Origin of the sequence: uncultured Bacteroides sp. (assembly GCF_947632445.1) — a bacterium.
In the GTDB taxonomy this organism is placed as follows: domain Bacteria; phylum Bacteroidota; class Bacteroidia; order Bacteroidales; family Bacteroidaceae; genus Bacteroides.
Genome location: NZ_CANRPM010000022.1, coordinates 24,954 through 40,711 on the forward strand (window position 1 = coordinate 24,954; position 15,758 = coordinate 40,711).

General features: G+C 48.6%; 8 protein-coding genes and 1 pseudogene. 2 read left to right on the forward strand and 7 right to left on the reverse strand.

Annotation, left to right across the window (positions count from 1 at the left end):
- Window positions 1-15: 15 nt before the first annotated feature.
- From Q0Z70_RS06355 to mutA, 4 genes are all read right to left on the reverse strand, one after another.
- On the reverse strand, window positions 16-3,216 hold the full coding sequence (locus Q0Z70_RS06355; RefSeq protein ID WP_298073277.1) for a TonB-dependent receptor: 3,201 nt from the start codon (window positions 3,214-3,216) through the stop codon (window positions 16-18).
- 324 nt (window positions 3,217-3,540) lie between these two features.
- Window positions 3,541-4,323: a DNA-binding domain-containing protein gene (locus Q0Z70_RS06360; RefSeq protein ID WP_298073278.1), complete on the reverse strand. Its 783-nt coding sequence runs from the start codon at window positions 4,321-4,323 to the stop codon at window positions 3,541-3,543.
- A 235-nt stretch (window positions 4,324-4,558) separates the two neighbouring features.
- Window positions 4,559-6,706 (reverse strand): methylmalonyl-CoA mutase, encoded by a 2,148-nt coding sequence (gene scpA, locus Q0Z70_RS06365; protein WP_298073279.1) that lies wholly within the window; start codon window positions 6,704-6,706, stop codon window positions 4,559-4,561.
- Between the two features lies 1 nt (window position 6,707).
- Window positions 6,708-8,579 (reverse strand): methylmalonyl-CoA mutase small subunit, encoded by a 1,872-nt coding sequence (mutA, locus tag Q0Z70_RS06370; RefSeq protein WP_298073280.1) that lies wholly within the window; start codon window positions 8,577-8,579, stop codon window positions 6,708-6,710.
- A 242-nt stretch (window positions 8,580-8,821) separates the two neighbouring features.
- Between mutA and Q0Z70_RS06375 the strand changes: the two genes are divergently transcribed.
- Window positions 8,822-10,486: a putative transporter gene (locus Q0Z70_RS06375; protein ID WP_298073281.1), complete on the forward strand. Its 1,665-nt coding sequence runs from the start codon at window positions 8,822-8,824 to the stop codon at window positions 10,484-10,486.
- Window positions 10,487-10,592: 106 nt separating this feature from the next.
- Here the strand turns inward: Q0Z70_RS06375 and Q0Z70_RS06380 are convergent, their stop codons facing one another.
- The gene (locus Q0Z70_RS06380; protein ID WP_298073282.1) at window positions 10,593-11,234 is read right to left on the reverse strand and encodes an AAA family ATPase; all 642 of its coding nucleotides are present in this window, start codon (window positions 11,232-11,234) and stop codon (window positions 10,593-10,595) included.
- An 81-nt stretch (window positions 11,235-11,315) separates the two neighbouring features.
- A complete protein-coding gene (locus Q0Z70_RS06385; RefSeq protein ID WP_298073283.1) occupies window positions 11,316-12,686 on the reverse strand; it encodes an MATE family efflux transporter in 1,371 nt (456 codons plus the stop codon).
- Between the two features lie 107 nt (window positions 12,687-12,793).
- Here Q0Z70_RS06385 and Q0Z70_RS06390 point away from each other — a divergent pair, with 107 nt between their 5' ends.
- Window positions 12,794-14,989 (forward strand): tetratricopeptide repeat protein, encoded by a 2,196-nt coding sequence (locus Q0Z70_RS06390; protein WP_298073284.1) that lies wholly within the window; start codon window positions 12,794-12,796, stop codon window positions 14,987-14,989.
- An 83-nt stretch (window positions 14,990-15,072) separates the two neighbouring features.
- Here the strand turns inward: Q0Z70_RS06390 and Q0Z70_RS06395 are convergent.
- A pseudogene (locus tag Q0Z70_RS06395) lies at window positions 15,073-15,276 on the reverse strand (transposase); the annotation flags it as partial.
- Window positions 15,277-15,758: the final 482 nt, after the last annotated feature.

Sequence of the window (15,758 nt, forward strand, 5' to 3'; positions counted from 1 at the left end):
AATTTAAAAGAGAAGTTAGAAATTCATTTGCACACCCACGTTGACGGTACGCTGGATGGGGTAGCTGTTCATTCCGGCGCCGCCCTGTTCGGGATCCCATTCCTTGAAGGGGGAGAAGGTGAGCAGGTTGGCTCCGCTCACATAGGCACGGAGGAACTTCCACGAGTAGCCCACTTCGGCGTTCTTCAGCTTCAGGTAGGCGGCGTTGCGCAGCCAATAGCTGGAGGCCACGGTGTTGTTGTCGTTGGGCAGCTGCGTGAGGCGCGGGTAGCGGGCATAGATGTTCTGGTTGTCCACGCTCCAGTAGTCGTCGGCGATGAACTGCATGACGTTGCGGTTGGTGTAGTTGCCGAAGGGGTGGAAGCCGCTGATCATCATGGACACGTTGGCCGCTCCCTGGAAGAAGAAGGAGAAGTCCCAATTCTTGTACTTGAAGCTCGGGCCGAAACCGTAGATGATTTCCGGCACGGTGGGGTGTCCCATGAAGACACGGTCGTTCGAGTTGATGCGGTTGTCGGTGTTGCCGTCGATGTCGGGGATGTCCAGATACTTGATGTCGCCCGCCTCCGTCACGCCGCCGATTACCTGCTGGGGCGAATTTTCGACTTCGTTCTCATCCATGAAAAGGTGGCCTGCATAGACGTAGCCGCTGATGGCGCTCACGCTTTGGCCGATTCGGCTCAGGTTGGGATAACGGGGGTCGAAACCCTGGGCGTATTCCAAGATCTTGTTGCGGGTGAACGAGAAGGTGCCCTTGAACTGCATGGAGAAGTCGCGGGTAATCTGCTTGCCGTAGTCGGCCGATATTTCGAGGCCCCAGTTGCGTACACGGCCGTAGTTGCCCCAAACCTCCGCGTTGGCCACACCCATGTAGTTGGGGATGGTGTTGTTCTGCTGGAAGATGTCCTCGCGCTCTTCGTGGAAGTAGTCGAGCGAAAGGTTCAGGGCGTTGAACAGGCCGATATCCAGACCGACGTCCAACTTGTGGCCCACTTCCCACGAGATGTCGTCGTTGCGGAAACGTTGGAAAGCCGGACCGTTGCCGGGATTGTAGCTGACACTTCCGTCTCCAGAGTAGAAGCCGCCCTGGCCGTCGAGGTCCACCTGTTCGAGGTAGAGGAAGCGGGTGCCGCTGTCGGCGTTACCCACCAGACCGTAGCTTCCGCGTATCTTCAGGTTGTGGACGGTGCGCTTCAGGTTGGCGAACCAGTCTTCCTCACTGATGTTCCAGCCCAAGGCAACCGAAGGGAAGAAGCCCCAGCGGTGGCCCTCGGCGAAGTTTTCGGAGGCGTTGTAGCCCATGTTGATTTCAGCCAGGTACTTGGCCTTGTAGTCGTAGGCCAGACGGGCGGCTATGCCCTGGCTGCGCTGGGGCAGGGAGCCGACGAGGTTGTTGTTGCCCACGTTGTTGTTGTCATACTGGTCCTGGTTGTAGAGGGCCATGACGGAAACGTGGTGCGTGTCGTTGAAGGTGCGGTCGTAGTTCAGGTAGGCCTGGAAGTAGATACTGCGGTCGCCCGAACTGCTGCCGTAGCTGCTCAGGGTGGAGTTGGCCTCCTGCTCGTTGCCGACGACATTGATGAGATAGCCTTCCTCGCCTTGCTCCATCATGTAGTAGCGGTTGTAGCTGCGCTCCCGGCGGTTCCACGTAGAGCTCCAGTTCTTGAAGGAGATGAGGGCATTCAGGCTGAGGCCTTCGGTGATGAAGTCCAGTTTCTGGTTGTACTTCACGTTGGCACGCACGGTGCTCTCGAAGGTGTCGCGGTATCCTTTGCTCAGCTCGGCCAAGGGGTTGTTTCCGCCGGCCACATTGCCGCCGTTGAAGCCGCCCCACTTCACGTATTCGCTATGGACGCCGTACCGGCCGACGTTGGAGTCTATCGGGTAGAAGGGTGCGAAGTCTACGGGGTTGTTGGCCATGACGGAACTGAAGAGGTAGTTGATGTTACCTGAGGTGGCGGGTCCGTGCTCGTCGCGCAGCTCGACACCGAGGTTCATCGAGACGGTGGCCGTCTTGGTCAGGTGGGCGTTGATGTTGGTCTGCATGGTGTAGCGCATGATGTTGATGTTGTTCTTGTAAGAGAAGAACTCACTGCTGCGCCCGCGAATCATACCCGTCTCGTGGTTGACGTTGGCGTTGATGAAATAGTCGACACGCTCGCTGCCGCCGCGCACGTTGAAGTTGACGCGCTGGTTGAAGCTGATGTCCTTGAAGATTTCGTCATACCAGTCCACATTCGGGTAGAGGTAGGGGTCGAGGCCGAGGCGCGTGCCCTCTATCTTGTCCCGCGAGTAGAGGCTGCCTCCGGCGCCGTAGTTGGTGGCGGCTTCGTTGTACATCTCCATATAGGTGGCGCCGTCGGTGTACTTGGGCAGGCGGTTCGGCATGGCGAAGTAGCCCTCGATGCGGGTGGTGATGGCGGCCCTTTCGAGGCTTTCGCCGCCTTTGGTCTTGACAATCATGACGCCGTTGGCGCCGCGCGTACCATACATGGCCGTAGCCGTAGCGTCCTTCAGGATGGAGAAGCTCTCGATGACTTCGGGGTCGAGAGCGTTCAGGTCACCCTGTGAGGCCTCCACGCCGTCGATGATGATGAGCGGGCTGGTGGCGGTGAAAGTGGAAATGCCTCGGATGTAGAAAGTGGAGCCGTCGTTGCCCGGCTCGCCGCTGCTTTGGTAGGCCGTCACGCCCGTCAGACGTCCGGCAAAAGAGTTGGACAGGTTGGCCGTAGGAATGCGCAGCTCTTCGCTTTTAATCTGCGTGACGGCACCCACGAGACTTTCCTTCTTCTGGCCCACGCCGAAGGCGGTGACTACGACTTCGCCCAAAGCCTGGGCATCTTCGGACATTTCGATGGTCAGCAGGCTGACGTTGCCCAGCTTCACCTCCTTGGTCTTGTAGCCGATGTAGGTGATTTCGAGCACGTCGCCGGGAGAGGCCGTAAAGCGGAAGCGGCCCTCAATGTCGGTTATCGTACCTTTGTCGGGGTTGCTCTTCAGACGGATAGAGGCGCCGATGATGACGTCGCTCGTGTTCGCGTCGATGACTACACCCTGGTACTCACGCTGTTGGTCGACTCTCATTTCGACCATTGCGGCCGGGTCGGCCGCAGCAGACGCGGCCAGCAGCGTGCTGCCCGGCACCGCCATCAGGAAGGCGCCCGACAGGAGCAGCGTCCGCCGCGTCAGTCTTGGATAATTGGATGAATACTTCATAAAAATTAATTAAGAGTGATTTTTTGGTTAATAAATAATCTCTGATACCTATATGATAAAGATGTACTGCATGTATGGGGCATCCGGCCCCTCCGGCAGACTAACGTTTTAGCCTAAGCCTGGCTAAAGTTTTAGCCTAAGCCTGGCTAAGGTTTTAGCCTAAGCCTAGCTAAGGTTTTAGCCTAATACTTGGCTAAAGTTTTAGCTGAATACTTGGCTAAAGTTTTAGCCGAATACTTGGCTAAAGTTTTAGCTGAATGCTTGGCTAAAGTTTTAGCTGAGTGCTTGGCTAAACCTTTAGTCTGAAGCCGGATGCGGCAAGGGTTACAGCGGACTTCCGCCTTCGCTGTCGTCATCGCCGTCGTCACCGCCGGCCGAAGGAGGAACGGTGCCGATGTAGAGGTTCTGCGAAGTGGAGCGGGGCGTCTTCAGAAACTCTGCGGCGCTGCCTTTGAATTGCGTGGTGACGGTCAGCAGATATTCGCCGTCGGACAGTCCGGCGGGGATGGTGAAGATGAGCCGCGAAGCCTCGTTCAGGAGCACCTTGGAGCTTTCGATGGCGGTCTCCGTGCCGTCTGCGGCCTTCAGCTTGATGCCCACCGAAGGGTCCGTGCCCGCCAGCTTGATGTTGCGTCCGTAGAGCGTGTAGCCGCCTCCGGCCGTCGCGCTGAAGTCTGTGGCGCGGGTTTCGGCATCCAGACCGCTGCCGATGTAGAAGTTCGCGGGCCGCTGCCCCAAGATTTGGACGGTGGTGTCGGCGATGGCTTCGCGCAGGACTTTCCCCTGCGTGAAGGAGACATAGATGCTGTCCGTTGCAGCGTCCCAGGCGCCGTTCTTCGCCACGCCCCGGAACTGGGCCACGCCGCGAAACAGTCCCGTGTTGACGCTTTCGCCGTTCATCAGCGCCTCGGCCACCACTTCCTCCATGAGGTCGAAGGCCAGCGCCATCGTCTCGCGGCGGACGCCGGGGTTCTTGCCCGCCATACGGTCCAGGATGACGGTCTTGTCGATGCTGCGGGCCGTCTCCAACTGGAAAATCTTGTCTGTCAGATTGTCGGCTGTCACGTAATTGTCGACCAGCCAGGCTTTCAGAATGTTTTTTGCCATACGATTTTCTATTTTAAGTGTAACATAAGGTTTATTCCTTCCACCGGGCGGCAAATGTCTTTTCCTCTCGTGGAATTGGCGGCAAATATAATTATATAAATTAAAACAACAACTTTTAAATGGAAATAATTTGCTTGCAATTTTGTTAAAAGATGTTGCCTGTAAAAAAAAGAGAGGGCGCGTCGGAGTGACGCGCCCTCTCGCATTGAGAAACAAAAAACAATTACAAGCCGGATTATTCTTCATCCAGCAGAATTTCCAGTATCTGACAGGCTGCCTTGGCTACCGAAGTGCCCGGCCCGAAGATGGCAGCCACACCGGCCTTGTACAGGAAATCATAGTCTTGTGCGGGGATGACACCACCGGCACTCACTACAATATCTTCGCGGCCCAGCTTCTTCAATTCGGCAATGATTTGCGGAATCAAAGTCTTGTGGCCGGCAGCCAGTGAAGACACGCCCACTACATGCACGTCGTTCTCGACAGCCTCACGGGCAGCCTCGGCCGGAGTTTGGAACAACGGCCCCATATCTACATCGAAACCGCAATCGGCATAACCGGTTGCAACAACTTTCGCACCACGGTCGTGCCCGTCCTGACCCATCTTGGCAATCATGATACGGGGCTGACGGCCTTCCTTTTTGGCAAACTTCTCGCACAGTTCACATGCCCTGGCGAAGTCTGCATCGTTCTTACTTTCTGATGAATACACGCCTGAAATAGTTCTGATTACAGCTTTATAACGTCCTACAATCTTCTCGCAAGCATACGAGATTTCTCCCAAAGTCGCGCGAACGCGAGCAGCCTCGACGGCCAACTCCAGCAGGTTGCCCTTGCCCGTCTTCACACATTCGGTGATGGCATCCAACGCCTTGTCCACTTCTGCCTGGTTACGTCCTTCCTTCAGACGCTTCAGGTTCTCCAGCTGTTCCTGACGGACAGCCGTATTATCAATTTCGAGAATATCAATCGGAGCTTCCTTCTCAAGGCGATACTTGTTCACACCGACAATGGTCTGCGCACCGCTATCAATACGGGCCTGCGTGCGTGCGGCGGCCTCTTCGATACGCATCTTAGGAATACCGGTTTCGATAGCTTTGGCCATACCGCCCAGCTTTTCAATTTCCTGGATGTGCTCCCACGCTCTGTGTGCTATTTCGTTGGTCAGCGACTCCACATAGTAGGAACCGCCCCATGGGTCAACGTTCTTACAGATATTGGTTTCTTCCTGAATATAGATTTGCGTATTACGGGCGATGCGGGCAGAGAAGTCGGTCGGCAAGGCGATGGCTTCGTCGAGAGCGTTGGTGTGCAGAGACTGCGTATGGCCCAATGCGGCTGCCATAGCCTCGATACAGGTACGGCCCACGTTGTTGAACGGATCCTGCTCGGTCAATGACCAGCCGGAAGTCTGAGAGTGAGTACGCAACGCCAGCGACTTCGGGTTCTTCGGGTTGAACTGTTTCACAATCTTGGCCCACAACATACGTGCGGCACGCATCTTGGCAATTTCCATGAAGTGGTTGGTACCGATAGCCCAGAAGAAAGACAGACGAGGCGCAAAGGCATCAATGTCAAGTCCGGCGCCCACACCGGCACGGAGGTATTCCAGACCGTCGGCCAGGGTGTAAGCCAACTCGATATCTGCCGTCGCACCGGCTTCCTGCATGTGGTAACCGGAGATGGAGATAGAGTTGAACTTAGGCATCTTCTGTGACGTATATTCAAAGATATCGGAAATGATCTTCATGGAGAATGCGGGCGGATAGATATAGGTGTTGCGCACCATAAACTCTTTCAGAATATCGTTCTGGATGGTACCGGCCATTTCTTCGAGCTTAGCTCCCTGCTCCAGACCCGCATTGATATAGAACGCCATAACGGGCAACACGGCACCGTTCATCGTCATGGATACGGACATCTTGTTCAAAGGAATACCGTCGAACAACACCTTCATGTTCTCCAGCGAGCAGATGGATACACCGGCCTTACCTACGTCACCCACTACACGCTCATTATCGGGGTCGTAACCACGGTGCGTAGCCAAGTCGAACGCTACAGACAGACCTTTCTGACCGGAAGCCAGATTGCGGCGGTAGAATGCATTCGATTCTTCGGCCGTAGAAAAGCCCGCATACTGACGGATAGTCCAGGGACGCAGGGTGTACATCACGGAATACGGGCCACGCAGATAAGGAGAAATGCCGGCTGCAAAGTCCAGATGTTCCATTCCTTCGAGGTCTTCTTTCGTATAAACAGGCTTCACATTGATGTGTTCCGGCGTCTTCCAATCAGCCTCAATGCCGTTAGCCTTCTGCCATTCAGCACCGTTGACGGGCTTGAAGTTGGCATATATATCCAGGTTCTTAAAATCTTTTCTCATCTTACTTCAAAAGTTTAGCGTTGTATTCTTTCAGGGTTTCCAGCACGTTGACACGGACATGGATGAAATTCTCAATACCGGCAGCCTTCAGTTCGTCCATACAGGCAGGAGCCCCGGCAACGATGAACATGGCACGGCCATTCAAAGCCTTGAATGCGGGAACTGCATATTCGGCATATTCGTCATCACTCGAACAGAGCACTACGATATCGGCTTTCGCAGCTACGGCAGCTTCAACACCTTCTTCTATGGTAGAGAAGCCCAAGTTGTCCACCACTTCATATCCGGCACAAGCCAGGAAGTTGCAGGAGAACTGTGCACGTGCCTGACGCATGGCCAGATTACCGATAGTCAGCATAAAGGCTTTCGGGCGCTTCCCGGAAGTCTCAGTTTGCAGACGCAAAGCTTCGAATTCGCTGGCAGCACGATCGAAGTTCAAAGAAGGAACATCCTTCTCGCATGTATCATGGTGACCGCCACCGCAACAGCAGACAGCTTCCAACGGACGTTTGTCGCCGGCCAGTTCGGTGAAGTTAGGATATTGGTTGGTACCCAACAGAATTTCTTTACGCTTGGCCACAGCCTCGTGACGTGCCTTGTTACTGGCATTCACTGCTTCCTGCACCTTGCCAGCCTTCACTGCCGTATAGAAACCACCTTCATCTTCAACAGCCAAAAATAATTCCCAGGCCTGCTTGGCAATGGATACCGTCAGATTCTCAATGTAATAGGAGCCTGCAGCAGGATCGATCACCTTATCGAAATGAGATTCTTCCTTCAGCAGCAGCTGCTGGTTGCGTGCCAGACGTTCGGAGAAATCATTCGGAGTTTCGTAAGCCTTGTCAAATGGGATCACCGTCATGGAATCAACACCCGCAATGGCACCACTCATAGCTTCGGTCTGTGTACGGAGCAGGTTCACATACGAGTCAAAAACAGTCAGGTTGAAAGAAGAAGTTTCAGCATGTATATTCATTTTGGCAGCACACTTGCAATCACCTTCCGCCAAATACGAATTCACAATATCGGACCATAACATACGGCCGGCACGGAACTTGGCAATTTCCAGAAAGTAATTGGAACTGATACCGAAATTGAACTTGATTTTCTTGGCAACCGTTGCTGCCGGAATGCCAGCTTCGGTCAGCTGATTCATATATTCGTTACCCCAAGCCAACGCATATCCCAACTCTTGATAGATATAGGCACCTGCATTATTCAGAGTAAGTGCATTCACATTGATGACACGATATTCGGGCAAAGCAGCCGTAGTGGCAATCAGCGCCTTTGCCGTATCTAACAGGCTACCTTTCTCTTTTCCCTTGGCCAGCATCTTGTCCAGATAGTCAAAGTTGATGGAGCCGTGCAGTTTGTTCAGGTCATATCCTTTCTTCTGGAAATATTCCACCAACAGATTGGCCAATTCTACAACATGTCCCTGACAAGTGGAAAAATTCAATTCGACACATTCCGCACAAATGCCTTCGAGCAATGTTTCCAGATAAACGGCACTCAGTTCCTTGGCCTTTACATGGAACGACAAAGAATCAATTCCTTTGTTCAGAATATCCAAAGCTTTGGCATTGGCTTCCTTCACATCGTCCACTCTGATTTCCTGACGTACCAACCATTCATTATTGTCTTTCTTATTACCTCTCAAATAAGGAAATTCACCGGGAAGTGCATCAGTTGTCTTCAGTCCTTCAAGGTCTTCCTTGCGGTAGAAAGGTTTCACTTTGAATCCTTCGTTTGTCTTCCAAACGAGTTTCTTCTCAAAATCAGCCCCTTTCAGGTCTGCTGTTACTTTCTCCATCCACTGCTCAGTGGTAACGGGAGAAAAGTCCGAGAAGAGTTTTTCTTTACTGTCTGCCATAGTTTATAAATTTTTAAATAGATAAATACTATTTCTTCATTTTGTCGTCCAATAGACCTGCAAATATACTCAAATCAAATTAAAGACAATTCTTTTTAGTGAAATTTCATACGCATCACTAAACAAGTGCCAAGTTGACATTGCAAAATCTAAAAACTAAGAAAAAGCTTTGGCTACAATCGCTGAATTAGCTAACTTTGCAAAATTGTTTTTCAAGTAAATAAAGATGTGTTAAAAATATTATGAACTGGTTAGAAAGTTTGTTATGGGACTCGGCCTCCGTAGCACATATTGTGTGTCTTTATGCCTTCGTCATTTCATTAGGTGTATTGCTGGGTAAAATCAAGTTCTTTGGAGTGTCGTTAGGAGTAACATTCGTACTCTTCGCGGGTATTCTGATGGGACATTTGGGATTTACAGGAGAAATTCACATTCTGCATTTCCTGCGTGAATTTGGCCTTATACTGTTTGTATTCTGTATTGGTTTACAGGTAGGGCCTTCATTCTTTTCGTCTTTCAAAAAAGGCGGTATGACCTTAAATCTACTTGCTGTCGGTATCGTTCTGCTGAATATTGCTGTTACTTTGTCTATCTATTTTTTAACCAACGGTCGTGTAGAGTTACCAATGATGATTGGTATTCTATATGGTGCCGTAACTAATACACCCGGTCTCGGTGCTGCTCAGGAAGCCCTAAACCAGCTGAACTATACCGGAGAACCTATCGCTTTAGGTTATGCCTGTGCTTATCCGCTCGGCGTGGTGGGTATTATCGGTTCCATTATTGCCACCCGTTACATCTTCCGCATTTCTCTTACAAAAGAAGATGAGCAAATCAAGGTACAGGACAGCGACACGAAACATAAACCACACAACATGCATCTGGAAGTGCGTAATGAATCCATCAATGGAAAGACGTTGTTACAGGTAAAGGATTTCTTGAGTCGCCCGTTCGTCTGCTCCCGTATCCGCCACGAAGGTCATGTCAGCATTCCAAACCATGAAACAGTATTTTATACCGGAGACCAACTGTTCATTGTCTGCTCTGAAGAAGATGCCGAAGCTATCACAGCTTTCATTGGTAAAGAGATTCAAGTAGACTGGGAAAAACAAGACATGCCGATGGTTTCCAGACGAATTTTGGTCACCAAGTCGGAAATAAACGGAAAGAAATTAGGAAGCATGCACTTCCGCAGCATGTATGGTGTCAATGTGACCCGTGTGAACCGTTCAGGTATGGATCTGTTCGCTGACCCGAACTTAGTTCTTCAAGTCGGCGACCGCGTTATGGTCGTAGGCCAGCAGGATGCTATAGAACGGGTAGCAGGTGTATTGGGCAACCAGTTGAAACGTCTGGACACTCCGAACATTGTCACAATCTTTGTTGGTATCTTCATGGGTATCGTATTGGGCAGTCTGCCTATCGCTTTTCCGGGCATGCCTACTCCCGTAAAATTAGGCTTAGCCGGAGGGCCGCTAGTAGTAGCTATCCTTATCGGACGTTTTGGGCACAAGTTGAAACTGGTAACCTATACCACAATGAGTGCCAATCTGATGTTACGCGAAATAGGTATTGTTCTCTTTTTGGCAAGTGTAGGTATAGAAGCCGGTGAGCATTTTGTACAGACGGTTGTACATGGGGATGGCCTACTATATGTAGGTTATGGTTTCCTCATTACTGTCATTCCATTACTCATTATCGGTGCCGTAGCACGCCTTTATTATAAAGTCAATTACTTCACGCTAATGGGTCTTATTGCTGGTAGTAATACAGATCCCCCTGCATTGGCTTATGCCAATCAGGTATCAGGCAACGATGCTCCTTCGGTAGGCTACTCTACAGTATATCCCTTGTCCATGTTCCTGCGTATCATTGCCGGCCAAATGATTCTGTTGGCTCTGCTATAGCAGCCGCCTCCAAACGACATAGAAAAAAACATCAGGCGCAAATTGCACAACTCAAAGGCTGTTCGATTTGCGCCTGATTTATTTCAGAGCGTATAACAAATATTCATCAATGAACAGTAATATCCAGCTCCAGTTTCTTGCAAACAAACTCTTTTATGTAATCCACTGTACCGGCAATTCCTAAAACAGAAGAATCAATACATAAATGATAGGTAGCAGCAGCCCCCCACGTTTTGTAACTGTAATAATTGTAATATTCCGAACGTTTCTTGTCTGCTTTCTCCATCATTTCCTCAGCCTCTCCCTTAGATATGCCGTGAATACGACATAACCGTTCCATCCTGTCTTCCGACGTTGAAGATATAAATATATTGACACAACGAGGATGATCGCGCAAAATATAGTCAGCGCAACGCCCTACAAAAAGACATGACTTCTCATGAGCCAGCCGACGAATGACGTCGCTTTGTATCTTGAACAGCGAATCATTGCTTAAACAATTATTGGTCGGAATGGTACCATCACTTATAAACGGGAAACGCATTCCAAACAATCCGCCCATAATACCTTGAGAAGGACGTTCATCAGCTTTCTCAAAAAAGTCACGACACAACCCACTCTCTTCCGAGGCCAACTGAATCAGTTCCTTATCATAAAAGGATATATTCAACCGATGGGCCAGACACTCACCTATCTCGCGTCCGCCGCTTCCCAACTGACGACCAATATTCACTACAAAATGTTCCATAAACCTTTATTCTTAACATGTTTGTTGCAAGCAAATATAAATAATCTCACGCATACGAACGACCACATCGTAAAAAATGTTTCACATGAATGCAGACTGGCGAGGCGACGCTTTATGAAATTTACGGAACTGCATCAACAACATGACAGCCGCAATAAGACTCGCCAACAAATCGGAAACAGACATACTGATCCAAACTCCCAACGCGCCAAAGAAATGAGGCAAAATCAGCAAACAGGGAAGCAGAATCAATAGCTGACGAGACAACGATAGAAAAATAGCCTTCCCTGCCATCCCTATACTTTGAAAGAAATTAGCCGTAACCATCTGAAATCCTATAATAGGAAAAAACATGACGATGATACGCAATCCATGAACCGAAAGGTCTATCAGTTCTGCATCTGAAGTAAAAATGCTCACGACCAATCGGGGTACGGCCATACCTACGACAAAACCGAAAGTCGTCACGGCCGTAGCATATACAATAGTCAACTTCAACACCTTAGTAACACGCTGGTAGAGCTGTGCTCCATAATTATAGCCAACTATGGGTTGCATACCTTGGTTCAACCCCATCACAATCATTACGACAATAAATACCAAACGATTGACAATACCAAATGCACCGATAGCCAAATCACCGCCATGACGTTTCAGCCCCTGGTTAATCAAAATGACAATAAAACAGGCAGCTACATTCATCAGGAACGGCGACATGCCGATAACCAACGAATCGACCACAATCTTGCGCTTCAAACGGAAAATATCACGATGGAAATGAAGCAGTTCATTACGGTTGCTGAATAGTTTGAATTGCCAAAGCAACGCTATAATCTGTGCCAATATCGTAGCGATAGCTGCGCCACGAATGCCCCACCCGAAACCATAAATAAACAAAGGGTCGAGAATGGTATTGATAACGACCGTAGCTACCGTAGCATACATCGCTTTTTGTGGATGGCCCGACGAACGCAACACTGAATTCAATCCGAAATACAGATGTGTAACCGCATTGCCGACAAGAATAATCCTCATATAGTCGCGTGCATAAGGCACCGTATCGTCACTTCCACCGAAAAAATAAAGAATGGGGTCTAGAAAAGGCATCACCACCAACGTAAAGGAAACGCCCAACAAGATATTCAGTACCAAAACATTACCCAATACACGCTGGGCCGTATCATAATCCTTTTGCCCCAACTTGACCGATACCAACGTAGAAGCCCCGACACCCACTAGCGAACCGAAAGCCGCCGCAAGGTTCATCAGCGGGAAAGTCAACGCCAAACCCGAAATGGCCAATGGCCCTACACCATGACCAATAAAGATGCTGTCAATCATATTATATAAAGAAGAAGCCGTCATCGCAATGATTGCAGGAACGGCGTACTGCATCAACAATTTCCCAATGTTTTCTGTACCCAACACCGTGGGAGTATTCAGTCCTGCCATATCTTTTTTCACCTAAACATTTTACGGCGGCAAAGGTAGACAAAAACAATGGAAATCCGGCATAATTGCACTATCTTTGCCCCAATTAAACGCCACATTAATTTATTATGGACGGACGAACCATTAACGAACAATATACCAGCATCATTGCCCTGCTGAAAGGCAAGCGCCTGAAAGAAGCACAAACCCAGTTGGCTGCCATGCTGGAAACCTGTTCCGATTGGACGATGCATAACCGATTGGAACAAACACAAACAGCCTATAGGTATATGCTACAATATATGAAAGAAGGCATAGAAGATCCTGAACGAAGCAAACTATATACAAAATTCTTGGCTGAAACATGGACTATTACCGACCAGGTACGGCTGACATTGCTTGATGAAACGGCGTCCGGCTATTACCAGACACTTCACCACAAAAGCCGCCATACGGCTGTCCGTCTGGATGAATACCTGCATATATTGGAAACTTTTCAAGACGACATGGCCGTATGCCAGTTGATAACCGACAACAACCAAAACCTAAACAATTTGCAGAAACGCCATGAAGAGACAAATCAAAAGTTGTTTCAAGCCATTTGGGGTAATAGTGAATGGACGGCCGAAGAGAGTGCATTGTCACAAGCATTTCTTTCTTCCAACTTATTACGTCCCATTGATCTTTGTCTGGTTGTAAGCGCCGTAACCATGAGCCTTCAAACTTGTTTCGACATTCGCAAATGCCTGTGGTTACTCGAAGCCTGCCAACACAAAGAAATAGTCGTGAACCAACGTGCTCTGATCGGTCTACTCCTGACCTTGAACACATACCCCGATCAATGCCTGCTCTATCCCGAATTACAATCGCGCATCAACCTATCCGACGAAAACGGCTGGTTGGGGAAAGAATTGAATCGCATCAGCCTCCAGTTGCTGCAAAGTCAGGAAACAGAAAAGATTGACAAAAAAATGCGCGAAGAAATCATCCCTGAAATGATAAAGAATGTCAGCATGATTAAAGGGATGAAATTAGGGTTGGAAGAAACAGCAGATGAAAACGACCGTAATCCCGATTGGGAAAACACTTTTGAAAAATCGGGGTTGGAAGATAAGATTCGTGAAATGAACGAAATGCAAATGGAAGGTGCAGACATCTATATGAGTACATTCGCACAATTGAAATCAGGATCTTTCTTCGGCCAGTTGTCCAATTGGTTCTATCCGTTCGACCCACTGCACTCCAGCGTGTCGGCTCTATTCAGTCCTTCAGAAACAGGCGAGAATACCGTCTTGAATGTTATCCTACAATCAGGTTTCTTCTGCAACAGCGACAAATACTCACTTTGCTTCACCATGGCTCAACTGCCTCTATCCCAACGCAACCTCATGTTACACCAGCTCACTTCACAAGAATTGAACGAAATGATGGACGACGAGCAAGCCAAAATGATGAAACAGTATGCCGAACGCCCTGAAGTCATCAGCAACCAATATATACACGACCTATACCGTTTCTTCAAACTGAACCAACGTCGGCGTGAATTCAACGACCCATTTAAGGACGATTTCGCTTTCTATGACTTGCCTATCCTCAAAGGAATTCTGAATAAGCCTGAATTGTTGATTACTATAGCCGACTTCCACTTTCGTAAGGAGCACTATCCCGAAGCCCTTGCACTCTACAGACGACTGGAAGCTGACAACAAGACACATGCAGATCTTTTCCAAAAAACCGGTTATTGCCTGCAGAAAGATAAGAAATATGCAGAAGCCATCGAAGCATATCGGAAAGCAGATATTCTGAAGCCCGATCATCTGTGGACTATACGCCACTTGGCTACCTGCTACCGACAAATGCACAACTTCGGCATGGCCTTAGAATACTATCAGAAAGCAGAAAACATACAACCCGAAAACGCCAACATTCTGTTCTTTATTGGAAGTTGCCATGCCGAATTGGAAGAATACAAAGAAGCGCTGCAATATTTCTTCAAGATGGACTTCATAGATAGCCATTCCATAAAGGCCTGGAGAGGGATCGCCTGGTGTTCTTTCATGACCGAAAAATACGAACAAGCCGATAAATATTATCAGAAGCTACTGCAAGATAAACAGGTTCTTGCTACAGATTGGTTTAATGCAGGCCACGTGGCATGGGTACAGCACAAACCGAACGTAGCAGCCGAACGCTACAGAAAAGCAATTGCAATGTGTGGAAGCAAAAGCGACTTTTTGGATTTGTTTGATAAAGACCGCGATATCCTTGTCAGACACGGTATCCACGAAAAAGACATCCCGCTAATGGTCGACATTGCCAGTTAAAAACCGTTAGTATCAAAATACAAAAAGCAGGTTATAAGCAATTCTAGAGGAAGGAATTTAATTTTAACGTAAGTTCGACAAATTCAGAATAAGGCAAGCTGTGTGTCAATAGTTCTCTTAACCTTGATACACGGTTTCTTTGGAAAGCAGCAGTATGCAGCGATTGCACTCAAAATGTTAACAATAAAATTATCAAAGGCTCTGTGCCTTGAATGTTCCACTTGTGCTATATTCTTGAGTTCGTCATCAATGGTTTCGATAATGACCCGTTTCCTGAGAAGCAGTCTCTTCAATGATATTTCACCTGTTTGCTCAAAGGGGCGGTAAGTAGCAATCCTAAGTCCAGCTCTTACGGCCATGCTTCCAATGGATTAAATTCAGTTCCGGTCTTCGTGCTTTGACTCTTACTGCAATCTGTATAGCCACATCATAGGGTGTTAAGTTGTTAAACGCTATTATATTGTTCATAAGGTTGGCATTTAACAAATAACGGATACTGTTTCAAAAAGTGTGTCCGGGGGATAAAAAAGTCTACAGATTTTTTAGCTTTGTAAAGATCAAAACAAACAAAAACTAAAAAAGAGTAGACTTTCTTTTTGCTCAACTCTGACACACTTTTTGAAACAGTATCCTATATATAAAGCAAATCATGATTTATTCTAGAAAGACAACTGGAACCCATTTGGAAACATATTGACTAGTCCTGAATAACCGTTACAGTTATTGGACAAAAATAAATTATTTATTACAGTTCAGCAAGGTTAGTCTT

What these genes read in the sequence shown, in the direction of transcription:
- Q0Z70_RS06375 (WP_298073281.1), top strand. Translation starts at nt 8,822, where the DNA reads ATGAACTGGTTAGAAAGTTTGTTATGGGACTCGGCCTCCGTAGCACAT.
- scpA (WP_298073279.1), bottom strand. Translation starts at nt 6,706, where the DNA reads ATGAGAAAAGATTTTAAGAACCTGGATATATATGCCAACTTCAAGCCC.
- Q0Z70_RS06355 (WP_298073277.1), bottom strand. Translation starts at nt 3,216, where the DNA reads ATGAAGTATTCATCCAATTATCCAAGACTGACGCGGCGGACGCTGCTC.
- mutA (WP_298073280.1), bottom strand. Translation starts at nt 8,579, where the DNA reads ATGGCAGACAGTAAAGAAAAACTCTTCTCGGACTTTTCTCCCGTTACC.
- Q0Z70_RS06360 (WP_298073278.1), bottom strand. Translation starts at nt 4,323, where the DNA reads ATGGCAAAAAACATTCTGAAAGCCTGGCTGGTCGACAATTACGTGACA.
- Q0Z70_RS06385 (WP_298073283.1), bottom strand. Translation starts at nt 12,686, where the DNA reads ATGGCAGGACTGAATACTCCCACGGTGTTGGGTACAGAAAACATTGGG.
- Q0Z70_RS06390 (WP_298073284.1), top strand. Translation starts at nt 12,794, where the DNA reads ATGGACGGACGAACCATTAACGAACAATATACCAGCATCATTGCCCTG.
- Q0Z70_RS06380 (WP_298073282.1), bottom strand. Translation starts at nt 11,234, where the DNA reads ATGGAACATTTTGTAGTGAATATTGGTCGTCAGTTGGGAAGCGGCGGA.